At 41.2% G+C, this 24,150-nt stretch carries 20 protein-coding genes and 1 pseudogene; 20 read left to right on the plus strand and 1 reads right to left on the minus strand.

The annotated features are described in order from the left end of the window. Window positions 1–11: 11 nt before the first annotated feature. The 7 genes from M1G12_RS04500 (at window position 12) to M1G12_RS04530 (ending at window position 5,904) form a co-directional block, all read left to right on the plus strand. The gene (locus M1G12_RS04500) at window positions 12–890 is read left to right on the plus strand and encodes a phosphate ABC transporter substrate-binding protein PstS family protein (RefSeq protein ID WP_101786434.1); all 879 of its coding nucleotides are present in this window, start codon (window positions 12–14) and stop codon (window positions 888–890) included. Then, window positions 890–1,807, plus strand: a complete 918-nt coding sequence (pstC, locus tag M1G12_RS04505; protein ID WP_001070903.1) for a phosphate ABC transporter permease subunit PstC — start codon at window positions 890–892, stop codon at window positions 1,805–1,807. Before M1G12_RS04500 ends, pstC begins: the two co-directional genes overlap by 1 nt. After that, window positions 1,797–2,681, plus strand: a complete 885-nt coding sequence (pstA, locus tag M1G12_RS04510; protein ID WP_000543046.1) for a phosphate ABC transporter permease PstA — start codon at window positions 1,797–1,799, stop codon at window positions 2,679–2,681. The genes pstC and pstA overlap by 11 nt, the downstream gene beginning before the upstream one ends. A gap of 10 nt (window positions 2,682–2,691) precedes the next feature. Continuing rightward, window positions 2,692–3,495, plus strand: coding sequence for a phosphate ABC transporter ATP-binding protein PstB (gene pstB, locus M1G12_RS04515; RefSeq protein WP_000049848.1), 804 nt, complete (start codon window positions 2,692–2,694; stop codon window positions 3,493–3,495). 12 nt (window positions 3,496–3,507) lie between these two features. After that, entirely contained in the window at window positions 3,508–4,266 is a 759-nt protein-coding gene (gene pstB / locus M1G12_RS04520; protein WP_247949465.1) for a phosphate ABC transporter ATP-binding protein PstB, read from the plus strand. Window positions 4,267–4,277: 11 nt separating this feature from the next. After that, window positions 4,278–4,931: a phosphate signaling complex protein PhoU gene (gene phoU / locus M1G12_RS04525; protein ID WP_000946458.1), complete on the plus strand. Its 654-nt coding sequence runs from the start codon at window positions 4,278–4,280 to the stop codon at window positions 4,929–4,931. A 157-nt stretch (window positions 4,932–5,088) separates the two neighbouring features. Next, window positions 5,089–5,904 carry an ABC transporter substrate-binding protein gene (locus M1G12_RS04530; protein WP_247949466.1) on the plus strand — a complete coding sequence of 272 codons (816 nt, stop codon included), beginning with the start codon at window positions 5,089–5,091 and terminating at the stop codon, window positions 5,902–5,904. Between the two features lie 125 nt (window positions 5,905–6,029). On the opposite strand, the gene M1G12_RS04535 is transcribed toward M1G12_RS04530, so the two are convergent. Then, on the minus strand, window positions 6,030–7,301 hold the full coding sequence (locus M1G12_RS04535; protein ID WP_247949467.1) for an aminotransferase-like domain-containing protein: 1,272 nt from the start codon (window positions 7,299–7,301) through the stop codon (window positions 6,030–6,032). 141 nt (window positions 7,302–7,442) lie between these two features. Here M1G12_RS04535 and budA point away from each other — a divergent pair, with 141 nt between their 5' ends. From budA to alaS, 13 genes and pseudogenes are all read left to right on the plus strand, one after another. Beyond that, the gene (budA, locus tag M1G12_RS04540) at window positions 7,443–8,174 is read left to right on the plus strand and encodes an acetolactate decarboxylase (RefSeq protein ID WP_000360314.1); all 732 of its coding nucleotides are present in this window, start codon (window positions 7,443–7,445) and stop codon (window positions 8,172–8,174) included. Window positions 8,175–8,183: 9 nt separating this feature from the next. Then, window positions 8,184–8,936 carry a YhfC family intramembrane metalloprotease gene (locus tag M1G12_RS04545; protein ID WP_247949468.1) on the plus strand — a complete coding sequence of 251 codons (753 nt, stop codon included), beginning with the start codon at window positions 8,184–8,186 and terminating at the stop codon, window positions 8,934–8,936. Window positions 8,937–9,049: 113 nt separating this feature from the next. Further along, window positions 9,050–9,955, plus strand: a complete 906-nt coding sequence (murB, locus tag M1G12_RS04550) for a UDP-N-acetylmuramate dehydrogenase (RefSeq protein ID WP_247949469.1) — start codon at window positions 9,050–9,052, stop codon at window positions 9,953–9,955. 159 nt (window positions 9,956–10,114) lie between these two features. Continuing rightward, on the plus strand, window positions 10,115–11,272 hold the full coding sequence (locus M1G12_RS04555) for an ABC transporter ATP-binding protein (protein ID WP_042750955.1): 1,158 nt from the start codon (window positions 10,115–10,117) through the stop codon (window positions 11,270–11,272). Continuing rightward, window positions 11,253–12,059: an ABC transporter permease gene (locus tag M1G12_RS04560; RefSeq protein WP_115904185.1), complete on the plus strand. Its 807-nt coding sequence runs from the start codon at window positions 11,253–11,255 to the stop codon at window positions 12,057–12,059. The genes M1G12_RS04555 and M1G12_RS04560 overlap by 20 nt, the downstream gene beginning before the upstream one ends. After that, the gene (locus tag M1G12_RS04565) at window positions 12,056–12,829 is read left to right on the plus strand and encodes an ABC transporter permease (protein WP_000712740.1); all 774 of its coding nucleotides are present in this window, start codon (window positions 12,056–12,058) and stop codon (window positions 12,827–12,829) included. The genes M1G12_RS04560 and M1G12_RS04565 overlap by 4 nt, the downstream gene beginning before the upstream one ends. Then, complete coding sequence (locus M1G12_RS04570) at window positions 12,826–13,896, plus strand: ABC transporter substrate-binding protein (RefSeq protein WP_247949470.1); 1,071 nt, start codon at window positions 12,826–12,828, stop codon at window positions 13,894–13,896. The genes M1G12_RS04565 and M1G12_RS04570 overlap by 4 nt, the downstream gene beginning before the upstream one ends. Before the next feature lie 271 nt (window positions 13,897–14,167). Beyond that, the gene (locus tag M1G12_RS04575) at window positions 14,168–16,960 is read left to right on the plus strand and encodes a class I SAM-dependent DNA methyltransferase (RefSeq protein ID WP_247949471.1); all 2,793 of its coding nucleotides are present in this window, start codon (window positions 14,168–14,170) and stop codon (window positions 16,958–16,960) included. Next, entirely contained in the window at window positions 16,957–18,888 is a 1,932-nt protein-coding gene (locus M1G12_RS04580; protein WP_247949472.1) for a DEAD/DEAH box helicase, read from the plus strand. The genes M1G12_RS04575 and M1G12_RS04580 overlap by 4 nt, the downstream gene beginning before the upstream one ends. Next, window positions 18,881–20,026: a GIY-YIG nuclease family protein gene (locus M1G12_RS04585; RefSeq protein ID WP_000129158.1), complete on the plus strand. Its 1,146-nt coding sequence runs from the start codon at window positions 18,881–18,883 to the stop codon at window positions 20,024–20,026. The genes M1G12_RS04580 and M1G12_RS04585 overlap by 8 nt, the downstream gene beginning before the upstream one ends. 72 nt (window positions 20,027–20,098) lie before the next feature. Further along, window positions 20,099–20,404: a hypothetical protein gene (locus M1G12_RS04590; RefSeq protein ID WP_000429945.1), complete on the plus strand. Its 306-nt coding sequence runs from the start codon at window positions 20,099–20,101 to the stop codon at window positions 20,402–20,404. Between the two features lie 386 nt (window positions 20,405–20,790). After that, window positions 20,791–21,277 (plus strand): annotated as a pseudogene (locus M1G12_RS04595) (LURP-one-related/scramblase family protein). Window positions 21,278–21,297: 20 nt separating this feature from the next. After that, complete coding sequence (alaS, locus tag M1G12_RS04600; protein ID WP_247949473.1) at window positions 21,298–23,916, plus strand: alanine--tRNA ligase; 2,619 nt, start codon at window positions 21,298–21,300, stop codon at window positions 23,914–23,916. Window positions 23,917–24,150: the final 234 nt, after the last annotated feature.

Raw genomic sequence — 24,150 nt, forward strand, 5'->3', positions numbered from 1 at the left:
GGAGAAAAACAGTGAAAAAAAGGAAAAAACTCGCTCTATCCCTTGCAGCTCTTTTGCTGGCAGGTTCTTTGGCGGGATGTGCTAGCTGGATTGATCGTGGAGAATCCATGACAGCTGTTGGCTCAACGGCTCTTCAGCCCTTGGTCGAAGCAGCAGCAGATGAATTTGGCTCTATGCACGTTGGAAAAACAGTCAACGTCCAAGGTGGAGGATCTGGTACAGGTTTGTCTCAGGTTCAGTCTGGAGCTGTTGATGTAGGAAATTCAGACGTATTTGCCGAGGAAAAAGACGGTATCAACGCATCCGCTCTAGTGGACCATAAGGTTGCTGTAGCGGGCTTGGCAGTTATTGTGAACAAGGAAGTTGATGTTGAAAATCTGACAACTGAACAACTCCGTAGCATCTTCACAGGTCAAGTGACCAACTGGAAAGAAGTCGGTGGGAAAGACCTAGCCATTTCCATTATCAACCGTGCGGCAAGTTCAGGTTCGCGTGCAACATTTGATAGTGTTGTCATGGATGGTCAATCTGCCGTGCAGAGTCAAGAACAGGATTCAAATGGGATGGTCAAAAACATTGTTTCCCAGACACCAGGAGCCATTTCTTACCTAGCCTTTGCCTATGTGGATGACTCAGTTAAACGCATGAAGTTGAATGGCTATGAGCCGATTGCAGAAAATGTTACAAGCAATAACTGGCCTTTGTGGTCTTATGAACACATGTACACCCTAGGTCAACCAAATGAATTGGTGGCAGAGTTTCTCAACTTTGTCCTCTCAGATGAAGCGCAAAGCGGAATCGTTAAGGGGATGGGATATATTTCTGTTAAGGAAATGAAGGTTGAAAAAGATGCTGTAGGAACGGTGACAGCACTAGAAGGGAGTCACTAATGAATCAAGAAGAATTAGCTAAAAAATTGCTTTCTCCCTCAAAGAACTCTCGTCTAGAGAAATTAGGAAAAGGCTTGACCTTTGCCTGTCTGTCTTTGATTGTTATCATTGTGGCTATGATTTTGATTTTCGTAGCCCAAAAAGGTTTGTCTACCTTCTTTGTAAATGGGGTTAATATCTTTGATTTCCTCTTTGGCCAAACTTGGAATCCTTCAGGTAAACAATTTGGTGCCCTTCCTATGATTTTGGGTTCCTTTATTGTCACAATCCTATCAGCACTTATCGCAACTCCTTTTGCCATTGGTGCGGCAGTCTTTATGACGGAGGTCTCACCAAAAGGTGCTAGAATCTTGCAACCAGCCATTGAATTGCTGGTCGGGATTCCTTCAGTCGTGTATGGATTTATCGGTTTGCAGGTCGTAGTTCCCTTTGTACGTAGTGTCTTTGGTGGAACTGGTTTTGGAATTTTGTCAGGGATTTTCGTTCTCTTTGTCATGATTTTACCGACGGTAACCTTTATGACAACGGACAGCTTACGTGCGGTGCCTCGTCACTACCGCGAAGCTAGTTTGGCTATGGGGGCCACTCGCTGGCAAACCATCTGGCGCGTGACCTTGAAGGCGGCGCGTTCAGGTATTTTTACAGCAGTGGTCTTTGGGATGGCGCGTGCCTTTGGTGAGGCCTTGGCCATTCAGATGGTGGTCGGAAACTCAGCCGTTGTTCCAACTTCACTAACAACACCTGCTGCAACCTTGACCTCTGTGTTGACCATGGGTATCGGAAATACCGTTATGGGAACCGTTGACAATAACGTTCTCTGGTCACTGGCCTTAGTCTTGCTTTTGATGAGTTTGGCCTTCAACAGTGTGATTAAATTGATTACGAAAGAAAGAGGAAAGAAAAACTATGCACGCTAAGAAATTAGATAAAATTGCAACAGCTGTCCTCTACTCAATTGCAGGAATTATCGTTGCCATCTTGGCATCCTTGATTCTTTATATCTTGGTTCGTGGTTTGCCTCACATCTCTTGGTCTTTCTTGACTGGCAAATCATCTTCTTACCAAGCAGGCGGAGGGATTGGAATTCAGCTCTATAATTCCTTCTTCCTTCTGGTTATTACCTTGATTATTTCTGTGCCCTTGTCTATGGGAGCTGGGATTTTCCTAGCTGAATATGCTAAAAAAGGTCCTGTGACCAATTTTGTCAGAACCTGTATTGAAATCTTGTCTTCACTCCCATCTGTGGTTGTAGGTCTCTTTGGTTACTTGATCTTTGTAGTTCAGTTTGAGTATGGATTTTCAATCATTTCAGGTGCCTTGGCCTTGACAGTCTTTAACTTACCTCAGATGACTCGTAATGTTGAAGACAGCTTGAAACACGTTCACCATACGCAACGTGAGGCTGGTCTGGCCCTTGGGATTTCTCGTTGGGAGACAGTTGTCCATGTGGTCATTCCAGAAGCTCTTCCAGGTATTGTGACTGGGGTCGTCTTAGCTTCTGGTCGTATCTTTGGTGAGGCTGCGGCTCTTATCTATACAGCAGGACAATCCGCTCCAGCCCTTGACTGGTCTAACTGGAATATTCTCAGTGTGACCAGTCCAATCTCTATCTTCCGTCAAGCAGAAACCTTGGCTGTCCACATCTGGAAAGTCAATAGTGAAGGAACCATTCCAGATGGAACCATCGTATCAGCAGGTTCTGCGGCCGTGCTACTCATCTTTATTCTCATCTTTAACTTTGGAGCTCGTAAACTCGGAAGTTACCTACATAAGAAATTAACCGCTGCCTAAAGGAGAAGCCATGTCAAAATATAATTGGGATGAAAAGCATATCATCACCTTTCCTGAAGAGAAAGTGGCCCTCTCTACTAAGGATTTACATGTTTACTACGGTAAAAATGAATCCATCAAGGGCATCGATATGCAATTTGAAAAAAATAAAATTACTGCCTTAATTGGTCCTTCCGGATCTGGGAAATCTACCTACCTTCGCAGTCTCAACCGTATGAATGATACCATCGATATTGCCAAGGTAACAGGTCAAATCCTCTACCAAGGGATTGATGTCAATCGTCCAGAAATCAATGTCTATGAGATGCGCAAGCATATCGGAATGGTTTTCCAACGCCCAAATCCCTTTGCCAAGTCTATCTACCGCAATATCACTTTTGCTCATGAACGTGCAGGTGTTAAGGACAAGCAAGTCTTGGATGAAATTGTGGAAACCTCTCTTCGTCAAGCTGCCCTTTGGGATCAGGTCAAAGACGATTTGCACAAGTCAGCCTTGACCCTATCAGGGGGTCAGCAACAGCGTCTCTGTATTGCTCGTGCTATCTCGGTTAAACCAGATATTCTCTTGATGGATGAGCCGGCGTCAGCCTTGGATCCGATTGCGACAGCTCAGCTGGAAGAAACCATGCTGGAATTAAAGAAGGACTTTACCATCATCATCGTGACCCACAGTATGCAGCAGGCTGCGCGTGCTAGTGACTACACAGGATTTTTCTACTTGGGTGACTTGATCGAGTACGATAAGACCTCTAATATTTTCCAAAATGCGAAACTACAGTCAACCAATGACTACGTAACAGGACACTTTGGATAGAAAGGAAACAGTATGACAGAAGCGATTTTACAGGTGTCAGACCTGTCCGTTTACTACAATCAAAAGAAGGCCTTGAATAGTGTTTCCCTATCTTTCCAACCTAAGGAAATTACAGCCTTGATCGGTCCATCTGGATCAGGGAAATCAACCCTCCTAAAGGCTATCAACCGTATGGGGGATCTCAATCCAGAGGTGACTACAACTGGTTCGGTGGTTTACAACGGCCACAACATTTACAGTCCGCGTACAGATACAGTTGAATTACGGAAGGAAATCGGTATGGTTTTCCAACAACCCAACCCTTTCCCTATGTCTATCTACGAAAATGTTGTTTACGGGCTTCGTATCAATGGAGTGAAGGACAAGCAGGTTCTAGATGAGGCGGTTGAAAAAGCCTTGCAACGAGCTTCTATCTGGGATGAGGTCAAGGATCGCCTGCATGATTCAGCTATCGGGCTTTCAGGCGGACAACAGCAACGTGTCTGCCTTGCCCGTGTCTTGGCAACCAGTCCTAAAATCATTCTCTTGGATGAACCGACTTCAGCTCTGGACCCTATCTCGGCCGGTAAGATTGAGGAAACCTTGTATGGTCTAAAAGATAAATACACCATGCTCTTGGTTACACGTTCCATGCAACAAGCCTCTCGTATCTCTGACAAGACAGGATTTTTCCTTGATGGAGATTTGATTGAGTTTAACGATACCAAGAAGATGTTCCTAAACCCACAACACAAGGAAACAGAAGATTATATTTCAGGAAAATTTGGATAAGGAGATAAATGATGTTACGTTCTCAATTTGAAGAAGATTTAGAGAAATTGCATAACCAGTTCTATGCTATGGGACAAGAAGTGCTATCTCAAATCAATCGGACAGTGCGTGCCTTTGTTACGCATGACCGTGATTTGGCCAAGGAAGTCATCGAAGACGATGCAGAAGTAAACGAATACGAAGTGAAATTGGAAAAGAAATCATTTGAAATGATTGCTCTTCAACAGCCAGTTTCTCAGGACTTGCGTACTGTTTTAACAGTCTTGAAGGCCGTATCTGACTTGGAACGTATGGGGGACCATGCCGTTTCCATTGCCAAAGCGGCAATTCGTATGAAAGGGGAGCAACGCATCCCAGCTGTTGAAGAAGAAATCAAGAGAATGGGTCGCGATGTCAAGAACTTTGTTGAAGCAGCCCTTGAACTCTATCTCAACGGTTCAGTAGACCAGGCCTATGAAGTAGCAGCCATGGATGAAAAAATCAACCATTACTTTGATAGCATTCGTGATTTGGCTACAGAAGAAATCAAGAAAAATCCAGATGCCATCGTTACAGGTCGTGATTATTTCCAAGTGATTGCTTTCTTGGAACGTATTGGAGACTATGCTAAAAATATCTGTGAATGGGTTGTTTACTTTGAAACAGGTAAGATTGTCGAACTATAAAATAGATTTATTCTGTATAAAAAGGAGCTCGAAATCAACTGACAGCTCCTTTTCTTGAATGAAAAAAATATTTTTAAGATAAAAATTCAAAAAACACTTGACAAGCAACTTGGATAGCGTTATAATTATACAAAATTAACAGAGAGGTTGTTTATTTATGAAATCAAAAAAATGGATATTTGTTTTATGTAGCTTTCTTGCAAGTTTCTTCTTAGTGGCTTGCCAGTCGGATTCTAACGGTTCTCAGTCAGCTGTTGAGGCCATCAAGCAAAAGGGGAAATTAGTTGTGGCGACCAGTCCAGACTATGCACCCTTTGAATTCCAATCCTTGGTTGATGGAAAAAACCAGGTAGTCGGTGCGGACATTGATATGGCCCAAGCTATCGCTGATGAACTTGGGGTGAAGTTGGAAATTTCAAGCATGAGTTTTGACAATGTCTTGACCAGTCTTCAAACTGGTAAGGCTGACCTAGCAGTTGCGGGAATTAGCGCTACTGATGAGAGAAAAGAAGTCTTTGATTTTTCAATCCCCTACTATGAAAACAAGATTAGTTTTTTGGTTCGTAAGTCCGATGTAGAAAAATACAAGGATTTAACTAGCCTTGAAAGTGCTAATATTGCGGCCCAAAAAGGAACTGTTCCAGAATCAATGGTCAAGGAACAATTGCCAAAAGCTCAGCTGACTTCCCTAACCAATATGGGTGAAGCTGTTAATGAATTACAGGCTGGAAAAGTAGATGCTGTTCACATGGATGAGCCTGTTGCGCTTAACTATGCTGCTAAAAATGCAGACCTAGCTGTCGCAACTGTCAGCTTGAAGATGAAGGACGGCGAAGCTAATGCAGTTGCCCTTAGAAAAAATAGTGCTGATTTGAAAGAAGTGGTGGACAAGGTCATCAAAAAACTCAAGGATGACGGCACCTACCAAAAATATCTTGAAAAAGCGGCAACCTTAACAGAAGTTGAAGAATAATACTCAATGAAAATCAAAGAGCAAACTAGGAAGCTAGCCGCAAGCTGTACTTGAGTACGGTAAGGCGACGCTGACGTGGTTTGAAGAGATTTTCGAAGAGTATAAGAAAAAAGCAGAGTTGGAAGTCAGTCCAATTCTGCTTTTAAATAGTCTAAAACTTTTTTTAGATTGTCTAGGGACACCTTGGCAAATTGATAAGGGCAGGCATCCAAGTAAGCCTCCTCAAAGAAGTTCAATTTCAGCTGACTGTGTTTGAGGCTGGCGATTTTAGGATACTGTCTGAGGTCTAGCAATAAACCATCGTGTAGGGGATAATGAGGAAGGGGACAAGGAGTGTTAGCTAGTCTTTCCTCGATTTGTTTTTGGTAGTCTTCCTGATTGGACAAGCGAGCTAGACGATTTTTCTCAAACAGTTGACTATCAATATAGAGTGACAGGGCCTTTTGCATGATGAGGTTGCTGTCGTAATCTAGGATATTTTTGTAGGCCACAAAGGCTTCCTTGATAGCATTTGGCAGGATGAGTGCTGTTATCCGCAGGGCTGGAAAGAGGCTGGTTGAGAAGGACTTGATATAAATGACGCGCTCCTCTGTGTCTAGATAGTGGAAGGTCTGGCCCTTTTTGGAGTCCAAATCCCCCAAATAGTCGTCTTCGACGATATAAACACCATACTTGGCAGCTAAGTCAAGAATAGCCCGTTTGTCCTGCTCTGAATAGGAATGTCCCAGAGGATAGTGAAAACGAGGAATGGTATAGAAAAACTTAATTTTTCCTGTTTTGAAGTGACCTTCCAGCTCCTCCAAGTCAATCCCATCAATGCCTCGTTCAATCGTTTGATAGTCCAATCCCTGAGCAATCAAGAGGCGATTCATCCGATGGTAGGTCGGCTGTTCCACCAAGATTTCCTTAGCTTGACTAGGAAAGGAAATTTGAGAGAGGATAAACAAGGCTTGTTGGGTTCCAGAAGTTAATACCAGTTGGTCAGCCTTGCAGTAGAGGGCTTGGTCAAAGAGGAGTTTATGAATGGACTGTCTTAGGTCTTCTAATCCTTCTTGGTTGTCATAGTAGTTAAAAAGGTAGTTTTCTCGGCCAATCAAGGTTTCATTGACACAGAGTCGGAAATCGTCATAGGCGCTGGCATGTTCGTCAGTGACTTCGATTTCTAGATCCTGGTGTTGCCCTTGTTCTAGGACATAGTAACCACTCTGAGGCTTGGCATAGAGGTATTGTTCGTGCCGTAATTCCAACAGGGCTCGTTGGACAGTATCCTTGCTACAGTGAAAGTCAAGGCTCAGTTGACGGATAGAAGGCAAGCGACTTCCCGTTGGAAAACGTCCAGACTCGATACCGTTTTTCAGATAGGAAACGACCTCTTGGTACTTGCTTTGTTTCTTCATTCCAGACCTCCCTTGATTTTGTTACATTGTACCTTTTTTTTTCCTTCTTGGCAATGTCTAGAGTGTTTCTCTCGTTCACATCTAGGGGCAAATGTGGTATACTTAGGAGTAACATTTATAGAATAACAGACAAGAAAGTGAATGGATAAGAACGTGCAGGAACCAGTGAAATTATTTCAATACAATACCCTTGGAGCCTTGATGGCAGGCCTTTATGGTGGTACCATGACAGTAGGAGAATTGCTAGAGCATGGTGACCTTGGTTTGGGAACCTTGGATTCCATTGATGGGGAATTGATTGTCTTAGATGGCAAGGCTTATCAGGCCAAAGGCTCGGGAGAGCAACCGGAAATTGTAGAAGTGTCACCAGATGCCCTTATTCCTTACGCAGCAGTGGTACCGCATCAGGCAGAGGTCATTTTTCGCCAACGCTTTGAGATGACAGATAAGGAATTGGAAGAACGAATTGAGTCTTATTATGATGGGGAAAATCTTTTCCGCTCAATTAAGATTCGTGGCGAATTCTCACATATGCATGTACGCATGATTCCCAAGTCGACACCAGATACCAAGTTTGCTGAGGTCGCAACCCATCAACCGGAATATAGTCGTGACAATGTGGCGGGAACTATCGTTGGTTTCTGGACGCCAGAGATTTTCCATGGAGTCAGTGTGGCAGGCTACCATCTGCACTTCATTTCAGATGATTTGACCTTCGGTGGTCATGTCATGGACTTTGTCATCAAGGAAGGTATTATTGAGGTGGGAGCTGTTGACCAGTTGGACCAACGTTTTCCAGTCCAAGATCGTCAATACTTGTTTGCTAAGTTCAATGTTGACGAGATGAAAAAAGATATTGAAAAGGCGGAATAGGAGAAGAAAATGACCATTCATATCATTATTACCATGTTGCTGTTGCTGGCTTTCTTGATAGGAAGCATTTGGTATGCCAAAAAGAAATACCAGATTAATCTAGCTGTCTTGGGATTGGGTGCTGTTGCTTTCTTTGTCTCTTCACAGATTTTAGAAAAACTGGTGCATATCTTAGTTTTGCATCCTCAAAAAGACGGTAGTATTGCCCTTTTGCAGGATCATCCACTTCTCTATATCATCTATGGCCTAGTCATGGCAGCATTTTTTGAGGAAACTGCTCGTTTTATTTTCTTCAAATGGTTGGAGAAAAAGAGAAGTTTGGAAAAGGCAGATGCATTGGCTTATGGATTGGGGCATGGTGGCTTGGAGTTGATTTTCCTAGGTCTTGCTAGTTTGCTTAATCTCTACATCGTTCTTTCAGCAGTTCAAACGCAAAATCCACAGGTTATGCAATTGCTGTCTGAAAATATGTTGAAAACTATTCAGTCGCTATCAGTCTGGCAGATTTATTTGCTTGGTTTTGAGAGAATCTTGGCGCTAGGTTTCCAATTACTCTTGACTGTTTGGGTTTACCAAGCTGTTCGCCAGAAGAAATGGATTTATCTCCTAGCAGCCTATGGCCTACATGCCTTCTTTGACCTGGCACCATCTCTAGCCCAAGTTGGCTGGCTTACAAGTCCAGTCTTAGTTGAAGTCATTCTACTAGTTGAACTGATCCTAGTTGCCTATGGAACCAAGGCTATCTTTTGCAAAAAATCATAAGAAAAAGGGGGAAACCTCTTTTTTTGTTTAAAATAAGCCCAAGATTTTTTTAGGGTCGTCAAATGGTCTTAAAAATGGTATAATGGAATGAATTTTGTAAAAGGAAGAGTGTCATGTCAGTAAAAGAAAACATGCTTGAAATCTTAGAAGGGATTGATATCCGTTTCAAAGAACCCTTGCATAGCTATAGTTATACAAAAGTAGGTGGAGAGGCCGATTATTTGGTCTTTCCACGAAATCGTTTTGAGTTGGCGCGCGTTGTTAAATTTGCCAATCAAGAAAATATTCCTTGGATGGTCCTTGGAAATGCCAGCAACATCATCGTTCGTGATGGTGGGATTCGTGGATTTGTCATCTTGTGTGACAAGCTCAATAACGTTTCCGTTGATGGCTATACTATTGAAGCAGAAGCTGGTGCCAACTTGATTGAAACGACCCGCATTGCCCTTCGTCATAGTTTGACTGGCTTTGAGTTTGCTTGTGGCATTCCAGGAAGTGTTGGTGGTGCTGTCTTTATGAATGCGGGTGCCTATGGTGGCGAGATTGCCCACATCTTGCAGTCTTGTAAGATCTTGACCAAGGATGGAGAAATTGAGACCCTGTCTGTCAAGGATTTGGCTTTTGGTTACCGCCATTCAGCTATTCAAGAGTCTGGTGCAGTTGTTCTGTCAGCTAAATTTGCTCTAGCTCCAGGAAACCATCAGGTTATCAAGCAAGAAATGGATCGCTTGACGCATCTACGTGAACTCAAGCAACCTTTAGAATATCCATCTTGTGGTTCGGTCTTTAAACGTCCAGTAGGGCATTTTGCAGGCCAATTAATTTCAGAAGCTGGCTTGAAAGGCTATCGTATCGGTGGTGTTGAAGTCTCAGAAAAACACGCAGGTTTTATGATCAATGTCGCTGATGGAACGGCTAAAGACTACGAGGACTTGATTGAGTCTGTGATTGAAAAAGTCAAGGAACACTCTGGCGTTACCCTTGAGAGGGAAGTCCGTATTTTAGGAGAAAGCAAGTAGGAAGCTGTAGTTGAAAAGCTGCTGCTATGTCATGGAAAGGGGGTGAAAGCCTATCGTCAGTGCAGAAGAATGTAGGCAGTTCAATCTCCTACACGAGGTAGTAGCGGCCTGACAGAGCCCTGATCTGTTAATCTATGAAAAAGAAGGAATAAATGACAATTGAAAAAACCAATTATTGAATTCAAAAACGTCTCAAAAGTTTTTGAAGACAGCAACACCAAGGTTCTCAAAGACATCAACTTTGAGTTGGAAGAAGGGAAATTCTACACTCTTTTAGGCGCATCTGGTTCAGGGAAATCAACCATCCTAAACATCATTGCAGGTTTACTGGATGCGACGACAGGAGATATTTTGCTGGACGGTGTCCGCATCAACGACATCCCAACCAACAAGCGAGACGTCCATACGGTCTTCCAATCCTATGCCTTGTTTCCACATATGAATGTGTTTGAAAATGTTGCCTTTCCGCTTCGCTTGCGTAAAATTGACAAGAAAGAAATCGAGAAACGCGTAGCGGAAGTTCTCAAGATGGTTCAGTTGGAAGGTTACGAAAAACGTTCCATTCGTAAACTCTCTGGAGGACAACGTCAGCGTGTGGCTATTGCCCGTGCCATTATCAACCAACCCCGTGTGGTTTTGTTGGACGAGCCTTTGTCAGCGTTGGACTTAAAATTAAGAACAGATATGCAGTACGAACTGCGTGAACTGCAACAACGATTGGGCATTACCTTTGTCTTTGTCACTCACGATCAGGAAGAAGCCCTGGCTATGAGTGACTGGATTTTCGTTATGAATGATGGCGAGATTGTCCAGTCTGGAACACCTGTGGATATCTACGATGAGCCGATCAATCACTTTGTTGCCACCTTTATCGGTGAGTCAAATATCTTGCCAGGAATCATGATTGAGGACTACTTGGTTGAGTTCAACGGCAAACGCTTTGAAGCGGTCGATGGTGGGATGAAGCCAAATGAACCTGTTGAGGTCGTGATTCGTCCAGAGGACTTGCGGATTACCCTTCCTGAAGAAGGCAAGCTCCAAGTTAAGGTGGATACCCAGCTCTTCCGTGGGGTTCACTATGAAATTATCGCCTATGACGAACTTGGGAATGAATGGATGATCCACTCGACTCGTAAGGCCATCGTGGGTGAGGAAATCGGTCTGGACTTTGAACCGGAAGACATCCACATCATGCGTCTCAACGAAACCGAAGAAGAGTTCGATGCCCGTATCGAAGAATACGTGGAAATCGAAGAGCAAGAAGCAGGTCTGATCAATGCAATCGAGGAGGAAAGAGATGAAGAAAACAAGCTCTAAACTCTTTGTAGTGCCCTACATGCTCTGGATTGCCCTCTTTGTTCTGGCACCCTTGGTCTTGATTTTCGGTCAATCCTTTTTCAACATTGAAGGCCAATTCAGTTTAGAAAATTATAAGTCCTACTTTACGTCACAAAACTTGACCTACCTAAAAATGAGTTTCAACTCAGTACTCTATGCAGGGATTGTGACACTGGTGACGCTTCTTATCAGCTATCCGACAGCCCTCTTTTTGACTCGTCTCAAGCACCGTCAACTCTGGCTTATGCTGATTATCCTGCCAACCTGGATCAATTTGCTCCTCAAGGCCTATGCCTTTATCGGAATTTTTGGTCAAAATGGCTCTATTAACCAATTCTTGGAATTTATCGGAATCGGTTCACAACAGTTGCTCTTTACCGATTTCTCCTTTATCTTTGTCGCAAGCTACATCGAGCTTCCCTTTATGATTTTGCCCATTTTCAATGTCTTGGACGATATGGATAATAACCTCATCAATGCCAGCTACGATCTGGGTGCGACCAAGTGGGAGACCTTCCGCCATGTCATCTTCCCTCTATCGATGAACGGCGTGCGAAGTGGAGTTCAGTCGGTCTTTATTCCAAGCTTGAGTCTCTTCATGCTGACCCGTTTGATTGGTGGGAACCGCGTTATCACCTTGGGGACAGCCATTGAGCAGAACTTCCTGACAAATGACAACTACGGTATGGGTTCTACCATCGGTGTGATTCTCATTCTGACCATGTTCATCACCATGTGGGTGACCAAGGAAAGGAGAGAACGATGAAAAAATTTGCCAACCTTTATCTGGGACTGGTCTTTCTTGTCCTCTACCTGCCGATTTTTTACTTGATTGGCTACGCCTTTAATGCAGGCAACGACATGAACAGCTTTACAGGCTTTAGCTTGAGCCATTTTAAAACCATGTTTGGCGATGGTCGCCTTATGTTAATTGTGACCCAGACCTTTTTCTTGGCCTTTCTATCAGCCTTGATAGCGACCATTATCGGGACTTTTGGAGCCATTTACATCTACCAATCTCGTAAGAAATACCAAGAAGCCTTTCTTTCACTCAATAATATCCTCATGGTTGCGCCTGATGTTATGATTGGTGCCAGCTTCTTGATTCTCTTTACCCAACTCAAGTTTTCACTTGGCTTTTTGACCGTTCTATCTAGTCATGTGGCCTTCTCGATTCCTATCGTGGTCTTGATGGTCTTGCCTCGACTCAAGGAAATGAACGGTGACATGATTCATGCGGCCTATGACCTTGGTGCCAGTCAATTTCAGATGTTCAAGGAAATCATGCTTCCTTACCTGACTCCGTCTATCATTGCAGGTTATTTCATGGCCTTCACCTATTCTCTAGATGACTTTGCTGTGACCTTCTTTGTAACGGGAAATGGCTTTTCAACCCTATCAGTCGAGATTTACTCTCGTGCTCGGAAGGGGATTTCGCTAGAAATCAATGCCCTGTCTGCCCTTGTCTTTCTCTTTAGTATTATCCTGGTTGTTGGGTATTACTTTATCTCACGTGAGAAGGAGGAGCAAGCATGAAAAAACTCTATTCATTTTTAGCAGGAATTGCAGCCATTATCCTGGTCTTGTGGGGAATTGCGACGCATCTAGATAGTAAAATCAATAGTCGAGATAGTCAAAAACTGGTCATTTACAACTGGGGTGATTATATCGATCCTGAACTCTTGGAGAAATTCACAGAAGAAACAGGAATCCAAGTCCAGTACGAGACCTTTGATTCCAACGAAGCCATGTATACCAAGATCAAGCAGGGTGGAACGACCTACGATATTGCCATTCCTAGTGAATACATGATTAACAAGATGAAGGATGAAGACCTCTTGGTCCCGCTTGACTATTCAAAACTTGAAGGTCTTGAAAATATCGGACCAGAGTTCCTCAACCAGTCCTTTGACCCAGGCAATAAATTCTCCATCCCTTACTTCTGGGGAACCTTAGGAATTGTCTACAATGAAACCATGGTAGATGAGGCTCCTGAGCATTGGGACGACCTCTGGAAACCAGAGTATAAGAACTCTATCATGCTCTTTGATGGGTCGCGTGAGGTATTGGGACTGGGGCTCAACTCCCTCGGCTACAGCCTCAACTCCAAGGATACCCAGCAGTTAGAAGAGACAGTAGATAAACTCTACAAATTGACTCCAAATATCAAGGCCATTGTGGCGGACGAGATGAAGGGCTACATGATTCAGAACAACGCTGCTATCGGCGTGACCTTCTCTGGGGAAGCTAGCCAAATGCTAGAAAAAAACGAAAATCTACGCTATGTGGTACCGACAGAAGCCAGCAACCTTTGGTTTGACAATATGGTTATACCAAAAACAGTCAAAAACCAAGATGCAGCCTATGCCTTTATCAACTTTATGTTGAAACCTGAAAATGCTCTTAAAAATGCAGAGTATGTCGGCTATTCAACACCAAACCTACCAGCTAAGGAATTGCTCCCAGAGGAGAAAAAAGAAGATAAAGCCTTCTATCCTGATGCTGAAACCATGAAACACCTAGAAGTTTATGAGAAATTTGACCATAAATGGACGGGAAAATACAGCGACCTCTTCCTACAGTTTAAAATGTATCGGAAGTAGGAGATTAGCAGTCACGAAACGAATCAGTTAATCTGGTTCGTTTTTTTGAAAAAATAGAAATCATGGTATAATAGTTTTAGGCTGAGAGTTATTAGAATTGTTTATAGCATCTCTGAAAATTTAATTCTAAAGGAGTTCAAAATGAGTCAGACTACGCAAATGCATATATATATATATATATATATATATAACCTAATAAAAATATGTGAAAAATATAGATTGAAACCTACTGAAAATCCAGTAGGCTTTTTGCGTTTCTTGGAGGTATCTAATGGCTAAAAAGTTATTAAATATCACTGAGATTGAGGATAGAACCAAGGTTTTAGTAGAGAATCTTAATAAATCGACATTCATTATTGATTTTGTTTCATTGTTTGACATTACTAAAACGACCATAACAAGAGCAAGTAAAGTGGCATCTGATGATTTTATAATAAAAAACAGATTGTATTTTCGTAAAGTTGAAAATCAGCCATTACTTGCTCTGACTGAGATTGATAAAGAGTTGGATGGTCAGGTTCGTAAATCTCGATTTATTATTACAACAGATTTTCAAGAATTATATGCAAAGGATACACAGACAGGACTGACTCTAGCAATTTCTTTTAATGATTTACCAGCCCATTGTGATTTCTTCTTACCTTGGAATGGTATTGAAAAGATTGATTATGATAAGGAAAACCCTGCTGATGTAAAAGCGGCAGAGCGTTTCACCAAACTTTATGATGAACTAATTTCTATCAATCCTGAACTTGCCATTACTGAAACTGACGGTAAATCATTTAATCTATTTTTGATTCGTGTTCTTTTTCTACTATTTGCAGAAGATACAAATATCATCTCCAAGGGAGCTTTCACAAATGTTATTAAGATGAGGACATCTGAAGATGGTTCTGACTTGAATGAGTGTGTTAGAAAACTATTTACTGTTTTAGATATGCCTGAATTTAGTCGTCAGGATTTGGAGTCGTGGTTATCAGATTTTCCCTATGTAAATGGTAAGCTTTTTTCAGAGCCACATCATGACCTTATTTTCAATAAAAGAACTCGTCAATTACTCATTGAAGCAGGGGAATTGCTAAACTGGAATGAAATCAATCCAGATATTTTGGGCTCCATGATTCAAACCGTGGCAAATGCAGAAGCAAGATCAACATCGGGTATGCACTATACTAGCGTGCCCAATATTATGAAGGTCATCAAACCACTGTTTTTAGATAATTTACGAGCAGCATTTACGGAATTAGAAGAACGAGCTGACTACTATATAGGAGGTGGTGACTTTAGCGAGGAACATCGTCGCAAGGAATTGCGACAAATCTTACCTAAGTTAGAAGAGTTGCTCACTCGTATGGCCTCTATCAAGTTTTTAGACCCTGCTTGTGGTTCTGGAAATTTCCTCATCATTACTTATAAAGAACTTCGTCGTTTAGAAATTAATATCTTAATCAAACAGCGTGAAATTCGTGAATCCTTAAATGAAAAAGCTGTTTATCAAGGAGAATTGATTGCTGATGCATCTAAGATTTCTCTACCCCAATTTTCAGGAATTGAATTGGATGATTTCGCTCATGAAGTAGCAAGGTTATCCTTGTATATAGCGGAACACCAGATGAATGTGGAGATGGAAGAAGCACTTGCTGATGTCCATCCAAGGCTACTCCCCTTAAGAGAAGCTGGGAATATCGTTTGTGGGAATGCCCTAAGAATTGACTGGACAACTGTTTTGAATGCTAAGGCAGATGATGAAGTTTATATATTTGGGAATCCGCCGTATATAGGCTCTAAAAAAATGACCTTGGAACAAAAGAAGGAACTAGAAAATGTGATTTGTTCAGAAATTTCTTCTAAAAAATTAGATTATATTTCGGGATGGTTTTATAAGGCAACTCACCTTATTTATGGTAAAAATGCTCAATATGCTTTTGTAACAACAAATTCAATAAATCAAGGTGAGCAAGTTTCAATTTTGTGGAGTGTTCTTCTACAATATGGCCAAATTTCCTTTGCATATCAATCGTTTAAATGGAATAATAGCGCGGCCCATAATGCAGGGGTTACAGTTACTATCATTGGATTTTCAAATAAAAATGATAAGAAAAGAATTATATATAGTGATAAGGGAGAGAGTTATGGAAAGAATATAAATCCCTATCTAGCTTTTGCAGATGATATTATTGTATCTAATCACAATGATTCAGAGAAGTTAAATAATTTTCCAAAAATAGTCTTTGGGAATATGCCAAGAAGTAAATATCTAATACTGACAAATGATGATAAAAATCAATTAGTTCAAAGATATCCTGAAACTGAAGTGTATTTTAAAAAGTATATTGGAGCAGATGAGTATATCAATGGAAATTTTAGATATACTATTTGGATTGATCAAGATGAATATACTAAATTAGATAAGATCCAGGAATTCCATCAATTATTTGAAAATGTAAGGCAAGAACGCCTGAATTCTAAGGCTGCTGGAACAAGAGAAACTGCATCCACACCATGGAAATTTGTTCAACGTGGTGAATGGGATGATATGTTTTCTAAGGGGAAAATAGAAGGGAAGTTTCAACTGTTAGTTCCTGCTGTTACTTCAGAAGATAGAGATTATATACCAATGGGATTTGTGGGAGACGATACAATTATTTCAAATCGTTGCTATATTGTGTATGATACTCCAATTTGGCTACTTGGATGTCTTGTTTCTAAAATGCATATAAAATGGTTTCAAGCGATCGGTGGGAAATTAGAAACTCGATATAGTTATTCAGCTGGACTGGTTTATAATACATTCCCAATCCCAGAACTTTCAGATAGTCGGAAAAATATGCTTGAAGAAGCTGTTTTTGAAATGCTAGATGTTCGAGAAGAAGAAGGTGGAACCTTGGCTGAATTGTACGGTGGAGCCAATAAACCGATGAACGAACGTCTTCGTCAAGCACATGAAAAAATTGATGGTATCGTAGAACGTGCCTACCAGCAAAAGCCTTTTGAATCAGATGAAGAAAGGCTCAGTGTCTTATTGAACCTGTATAAAGAAATGACAGAAAAGGAAGCGAAATGACCTCAAATATATTTGAAATTAATTACAATGGTACAGGTGCTAGTCAATCAAATAATGCACTTGGTATGCGTGAAATGCAGGAGCGGGTATATGCTAAGAGAACTTCTCAACACTTATTGATTAAGGCGCCTCCTGCATCTGGTAAGTCGAGAGCTTTGATGTTTATTGCTCTTGATAAATTACATGCTCAAGGTCTGAAAAAAGCTATTATAGCTGTTCCAGAAAGATCTATTGGAAAATCGTTTCGTTCAACAAAATTGACAGATTATGGTTTTTACTGGGATTGGGAAGTTCTTCCCAAAAATAATTTGACTGAACAAGGGAGCAGTAAAAGTAAGGTAAAACAGTTTGTAGACTTTATGCATTCAGAGTCTCCTGATGATAGAGCTTTAATCTGTACGCATGCCACCTTGCGTTTTGCCTTTGAACAGCTAGCTGATAGTGATTTTAATGATGTTCTTCTAGCTATCGATGAATTTCATCATGTATCTCAAGATGATAATTCAGTTTTAGGAAATGCCTTAAGAAACATATTAGCCAATTCAACAGCCCATGTAGTAGCTATGACAGGGTCTTATTTCCGTGGAGATTCTGTACCCATTTTGGCACCTGAAGATGAGCAAAAATTTGATAAGGTATCCTATACTTATTATGAACAGTTGGAGGGGTACAAATATCTGAAAAGTTTTGCCATGGGCTATAACTTTTATCGTGGTCGTTATACGGATGCTTTGCACGAAGTACTGGACACGAGCAAGAAAACCATTATTCATATTCCCAATGTAAACTCAGGTGAGTCAACCAAGGATAAGTATGATGAAGTTGACCGAATTTTAGACGAACTGGGGCAAGCAGTTCCAGATCCTAAGACTGGATTATGGTTAGTTACTGAGGAAACAGGTCGTGTATTGAAAGTTGCAGACCTTGTCACAGAAGAAGAACGTGAAAAAGTACAGGATTACCTAAACAAGATGAGCAGTTTAAATGATCTCGATATCATTATTGCACTTGGTATGGCTAAAGAAGGTTTTGACTGGCCTTATGCTGAGTATGCTTTGACGATTGGCTATCGTCAGTCGCTAACAGAAATTGTTCAGATTATAGGTCGAGTAACACGCGATAGTTCCAATAAGTCACACGCTCAATTTACCAATCTCATTTCTCAACCAGATGCTCAAGATGATGAAGTTTTCTTCGCTGTGAATAATGTTATGAAGGCCATTACAGCTAGTCTATTGATGGAGTCTGTTTTAGCGCCAAATTTCAAGTTCAAACGAAAAGACCGAGAAGACCAGAAATCTTCTGGTGCCGAAATGTTTGTTAAAGGCTTAAAAGAGCCTAGTACACAGAGAACAAAGGATATCATAGAAAATGATTTGAATGACTTACGTGCTAGTATATTGCAAGAACCGCGTATCCAAACTGCAATTGCTGCAGGAACGGATGCAGAAGTCATTAATAAGCAGATGATTCCAGCCATCATTAAACAAATCTACCCTGACTTAAGTGGGGCTGAAGTTGAAGAAGTTCGTCAACAGTTTATTAGTCAATCGGTGGTTCAATCAGCTGAACGGAAAGAGGGAGTAGGGCAAACAGATTTTCTAAAAATGGCAGATAAATTTGTGAATATTGATGAGTTATCTATTGATTTGATTGATCAGATTAATCCCTTCCAGAGAGCTTACGAAGTTATATCACGTGAAATTGATGCTCCGACTTTACGTCTGATACAAGATTATATGGATGGTCAGAAGATGGAGTTTTCTGAAGAAGAACTGTTAATTCTTTATCCTCAAATTAAGCAATTTTTGAAAGAAAATGGTCGTCATCCAGATAAATCAAGTCACGATAAGTACGAACAGAGACTTGCTTATGCTTTGTTACAATTATCTCAGATGAAGCTGAAGATGGAGAGCGGTAATGACTGATTTCAAAAACTTAAATGACATTTTTAATGATTCTGATTTTGAACATTTAATAACTCCTTTAAAACCTAAGAAAAAAATAGTTACAGATCATGAAGTAGAGAAATTTTTAGAAATTATAGATTGGGTGAGAGAAAATAATGGGCAAGAGCCACAAAAGTCTAGAAATATTAAAGAACGCAGTTTATTTTCTCGATTGAATGGTATTAGAAAATCTCCTAATAGCATCCGAAAGTTAGAACCTTATGATGAATTTGGGCTACTAAAAATAGATATAGTTGAGTCCGAGACCCCTATTTCAAGTCCTGCTAGTTTAACAGATATTTTATCAGATAAATTGTTTGAGTCAGTAAATGGTGCTGAAAAATCTTTATTTGATGTCTCACGTTATAAACGAACGATTCAAGCGCGTGATAAAACACGAACACGTAAACGGATGGGAAATTTTGAAGATTATCAGGGATTATTTACTCGTGTTCATGATGAAATTAGTGAAGGTCGTCGTCAAGTCAGAAAGTCTGATGTGATAAAAGAAAAAGAAATTAAACCTGGTATGTTCTATGTGGATAATGGAGTAATGGTTTATGTTGTTTCTAAAGGAGAAGACTTCACTGATAAGAATGGTTATACTAATGCTGAACTTCATCTCGTATATGAAAATGGTACAGAAAATAAGAAGGCCTTACTCCGCTCTTTTGTATCTAATCTGCACGATAGAACGCGCCATGGACGAATGGTAACAGAATTGATAGAAGATGTGATGACTGTTATCAGTCCAAGCGAACGAATTACAACTGGATATATCTATGTAGTGAAATCTTTGAGTAGCAATCCTCAAATTGCCAACATCAGTAATCTCTATAAAATCGGTTTTACACAGGATCAAATTGAAAAACGGTTAGCAAATTCAGAAAGAGAAGGAACCTATCTTTTTGCTCCTGTCCGTTTAGTAGCTAGTTTTGAGGTTCAAAATTTCAGCGCTCGAAAATTAGAAACTACTCTTCATCATTATTTTGCAGACAAGCAGTTAGATATGGAATTAATAGCACCAAATGGAGATAGCTTTGTCCCTAAAGAGTGGTTTCTAGTATCGCTAGATGAGATCCAAGAAGTGATTGAAAAAATTGGCTTAATGATTTAGTTGGATAAGGGGGTAAAATTCCCTCTTGGGATTTAAGGAAACACAAAATAGAAAGAAAAGGAATATACAAACATGGAAAACAATAATACAAACTATAAAATCTTTAAATTCTTGGGGATTGCTGTGGTGCTATTTTATGCTTTTATCTTTATTGGTAGCAGTTTTTCTACTGCTGGGGTAAAAGATGCACCAAAAATTGAGTATACTAGCGACTACTTAAACCAGAAAATGGATTTAAGAGACTCCGAGGTATTGGGCAAGTTTTGGAATGATGAAGGGCACTATCTCGTAGTATATGACGAAGACACAAAATCCCCAAAATTGTTCAAGATAAGCTACTCTGAGTGGAATCTTATCAGTGTAGGGGGGACATACTAAACAGCGCTGGAGGGTTTTATATAGCCTTCTAGGGCTATGCTAGATAGAAAGATTTTAGAAATAAATTAAATATTACTACTTACATTTCGAAACTAGTAGTTAAATTTTTAAAAGGTCTTCCCTCCTACCTCACTACTATTAGTTAAGATGATTTCCAGTTGACGCAAGATTAAAAAAACGATATAATAAGAAAGTTGAGAATTGATTTTCAGTTGTCTTAGTCCAGAGAAATGGCGGTGCTGCAAGCCATCTAAGCTAGGAAGTCATGCTACTCAATCATACAATTGCATAAGAATAAGAGAATGACAAGTTCATTGAATGAAGGTGGTACCGCGGTTTTTCGCCCTTCGTGATATGAGCTTGTCTTTTGATTTTTGGAGGTGTTGATGAAAACATTTCTTGTCAAACAAAAGTTTCGTCTTGGAGGCGAACGCTTCGCTATCAAGGATGACAGGGGAGAAATCGCCTATCAGGTAGAGGGATCATTTTTTAAGATTCCTAAAACTTTTACCATCTATGATGTTAATGGTGAACAAGTCAGTCAGATCAGTAAAGAAATCTTGACCTTGCTTCCTCGTTTTGAGATTCAGCTTCGGGATGGCTCTAGTTTTGTCATTCGCAAGAAGTTGACCTTCTGGAGAGATAAGTATGAGTTTGATAATCTGGGGCTTCGTATCGAGGGCAATATCTGGGATTTGAATTTCAAATTGCTGGATGATCGCGATCAGCTGATTGCGGAAATCAAGAAAGAACTCTTCCATCTGACCTCTACCTATAACCGTAACGGTTCTTGAGGACGCTTATGCAGACCTAGTCATTTCCCTCTGTGTCGCTATTGACTATGTGGAAATGCTGGAAAGCCAATCACATTAAACAAGTAATAAGGAGACAATATGAAACAACTATCTAGTGCACAAGTACGCCAAATGTGGCTTGATTTCTGGGCGACCAAAGGTCACTCTGTAGAACCATCAGTGAGCTTGGTTCCTGTAAATGATCCAACACTTTTGTGGATCAACTCTGGGGTAGCAACCCTTAAGAAATACTTTGACGGGACCATCATCCCTGAAAATCCACGTATTACCAATGCTCAAAAGGCTATCCGTACCAACGACATCGAAAACGTAGGAAAGACTGCACGTCACCATACCATGTTTGAAATGTTGGGGAACTTCTCTATCGGGGATTACTTCCGTGACGAAGCTATCACTTGGGCTTATGAGCTTTTGACAAGCCCAGAATGGTTTGACTTCCCAGCTGAGAAACTTTACATGACCTACTATCCAGACGATAAAGATTCATACAACCGTTGGATTGAAGTGGGAGTGGACCCAAGTCACTTGATTCCAATCGAGGACAACTTCTGGGAAATTGGTGCGGGACCTTCTGGCCCAGATACAGAAATCTTCTTTGACCGTGGTGAAGCCTTTGACCCAGAAAATATCGGTCTTCGTCTCCTTGCAGAAGATATCGAAAACGACCGTTACATCGAAATCTGGAACATCGTATTGTCACAATTTAACGCAGACCCTGCTGTTCCTCGTAGCGAATACAAGGAATTGCCACACAAGAACATTGATACGGGCGCTGGTTTGGAGCGTTTGGTGGCCGTTATCCAAGGGGCTAAGACCAACTTCGAAACAGACCTCTTCATGCCAATCATTCGTGAAGTGGAGAAATTGTCTGGTAAGGTCTATGACCAAGATGGCGACAACATGAGCTTTAAAGTTATCGCTGACCACATCCGTTCCCTTTCATTTGCCATCGGTGATGGTGCCCTTCCAGGAAATGAAGGTCGTGGTTACGTCCTTCGTCGTCTTCTCCGTCGTGCTTCTATGCATGGTCAAAAATTGGGAATCAACGAGCCTTTCCTTTACAAACTCGTTCCAACCGTTGGAAAAATCATGGAAAGCTACTACCCAGAAGTGCTTGAAAAACGTGACTTTATCGAAAAAATCGTTAAGAGCGAAGAAGAATCATTTGCTCGTACCCTTCACTCAGGTCAACACTTTGCCCAAGGCATTGTGGCAGACTTGAAAGAAAAAGGTCAATCTGTCATCGCTGGTTCAGATGTCTTCAAACTTTATGACACTTATGGATTCCCAGTTGAATTGACTGAAGAAATCGCTGAAGAAGCTGGTATGACTGTAGACCGTGAAGGTTTTGAAGCAGCCATGAAAGAACAGCAAGAGCGCGCGCGTGCCTCAGCTGTCAAGGGTGGCTCAATGGGTATGCAAAATGAAACCCTTCAAAACATCACTGTAGAAAGTGTCTTCAACTACAATGCTAGCCAATTGTCTTCTAAATTGGTAGCTATCGTGGCTGACAATGCAGAAGTAGAAGCTGTATCAGAAGGAACTGCCTCTCTTATCTTTGCGGAAACGCCATTCTACGCTGAAATGGGTGGACAGGTCGCTGACCACGGACAAATCTTGGATGAGTCAGGTAAGGTTGTGGCTACTGTGACAAATGTTCAAAAAGCACCAAACGGACAAGCCCTTCACACTGTTGAAGTCCTTGCGCCACTTGCCTTGAATCAAGAATATACCTTGGCAATTGATACAAATCGTCGTCACCGTGTTATGAAAAATCACACTGCGACTCACTTGCTTCACGCTGCTCTTCACAACATCCTTGGAAACCACGCAACACAAGCAGGATCTCTTAACGAAGTTGAATTCCTTAGATTTGACTTTACCCACTTCCAAGCTGTAACTGCTGAAGAATTGCGTGCGATTGAACAGCAAGTCAACGAGAAAATCTGGGAAGCACTTGAAGTTAAGACAGTTGAAACAGATATTGACACTGCCAAGGAAATGGGAGCTATGGCTCTCTTTGGTGAGAAATACGGAAAAGAAGTCCGTGTTGTTACTATCGGTGACTACTCTATCGAGCTTTGTGGTGGTACCCACGTTGGTAACACTTCTGAAATTGGTCTCTTCAAAATTATCAAAGAAGAAGGAATCGGTTCAGGAACTCGCCGTATCTTGGCAGTGACTGGTAAGGAAGCCTTTGAAGCCTACCGTGAACAAGAAGATGCTCTTAAAGCAGTCGCAGCAACCTTGAAAGCACCTCAAGTCAAGGAAGTACCTCACAAGGTAGAAGGACTTCAAGAACAACTTCGTCAACTTCAAAAAGAAAATGCTGAGTTGAAAGAAAAAGCCGCAGCTGCAGCCGCAGGCGATATCTTCAAGGATGTTAAGGAAGTCAACGGTCACCGTTACATTGCTAGCCAAGTGTCTGTATCAGATGCAGGTGCCCTTCGTACCTTTGCAGATAACTGGAAACAAAAAGACTACTCTGACTTGCTTGTCCTAGTTGCTACTATCGGTGACAAAGTCAATGTTCTTGTAGCAAGCAAGACAAAAGACCTTCATGCAGGAAACCTTGTCAAAGAATTAGCACCAATCGTCGATGGACGTGGTGGTGGTAAACCAGACATGGCCATGGCAGGAGGAAGCAACCAAGCTAAGATCCAAGAATTGTTGGATGCAGTAGCAGGTAAATTATAATCAAGTAATACTCTTCGAAAATCTCTTCAAACAACGTCAGCTTCGCCTTGGATTTTATATGTGACTGACTTCGTCAGTCTTATCTACAACCTCAAAGCAGTGCTTTGAGCAACCTGCGGCTAGCTTCCTAGTTTGCTCTTTGATTTTCATTGAGTATAAAGATCTATCCATTTGGTGGGTAGGTCTTTTTGTGAATACAAAAAAGCCAAATCCGATCGGATCTGGCTTGAATAT

The organism is Streptococcus mitis (genome assembly GCF_023110375.1).
Classification (GTDB): Bacteria; Bacillota; Bacilli; order Lactobacillales; family Streptococcaceae; genus Streptococcus; species Streptococcus mitis_CI.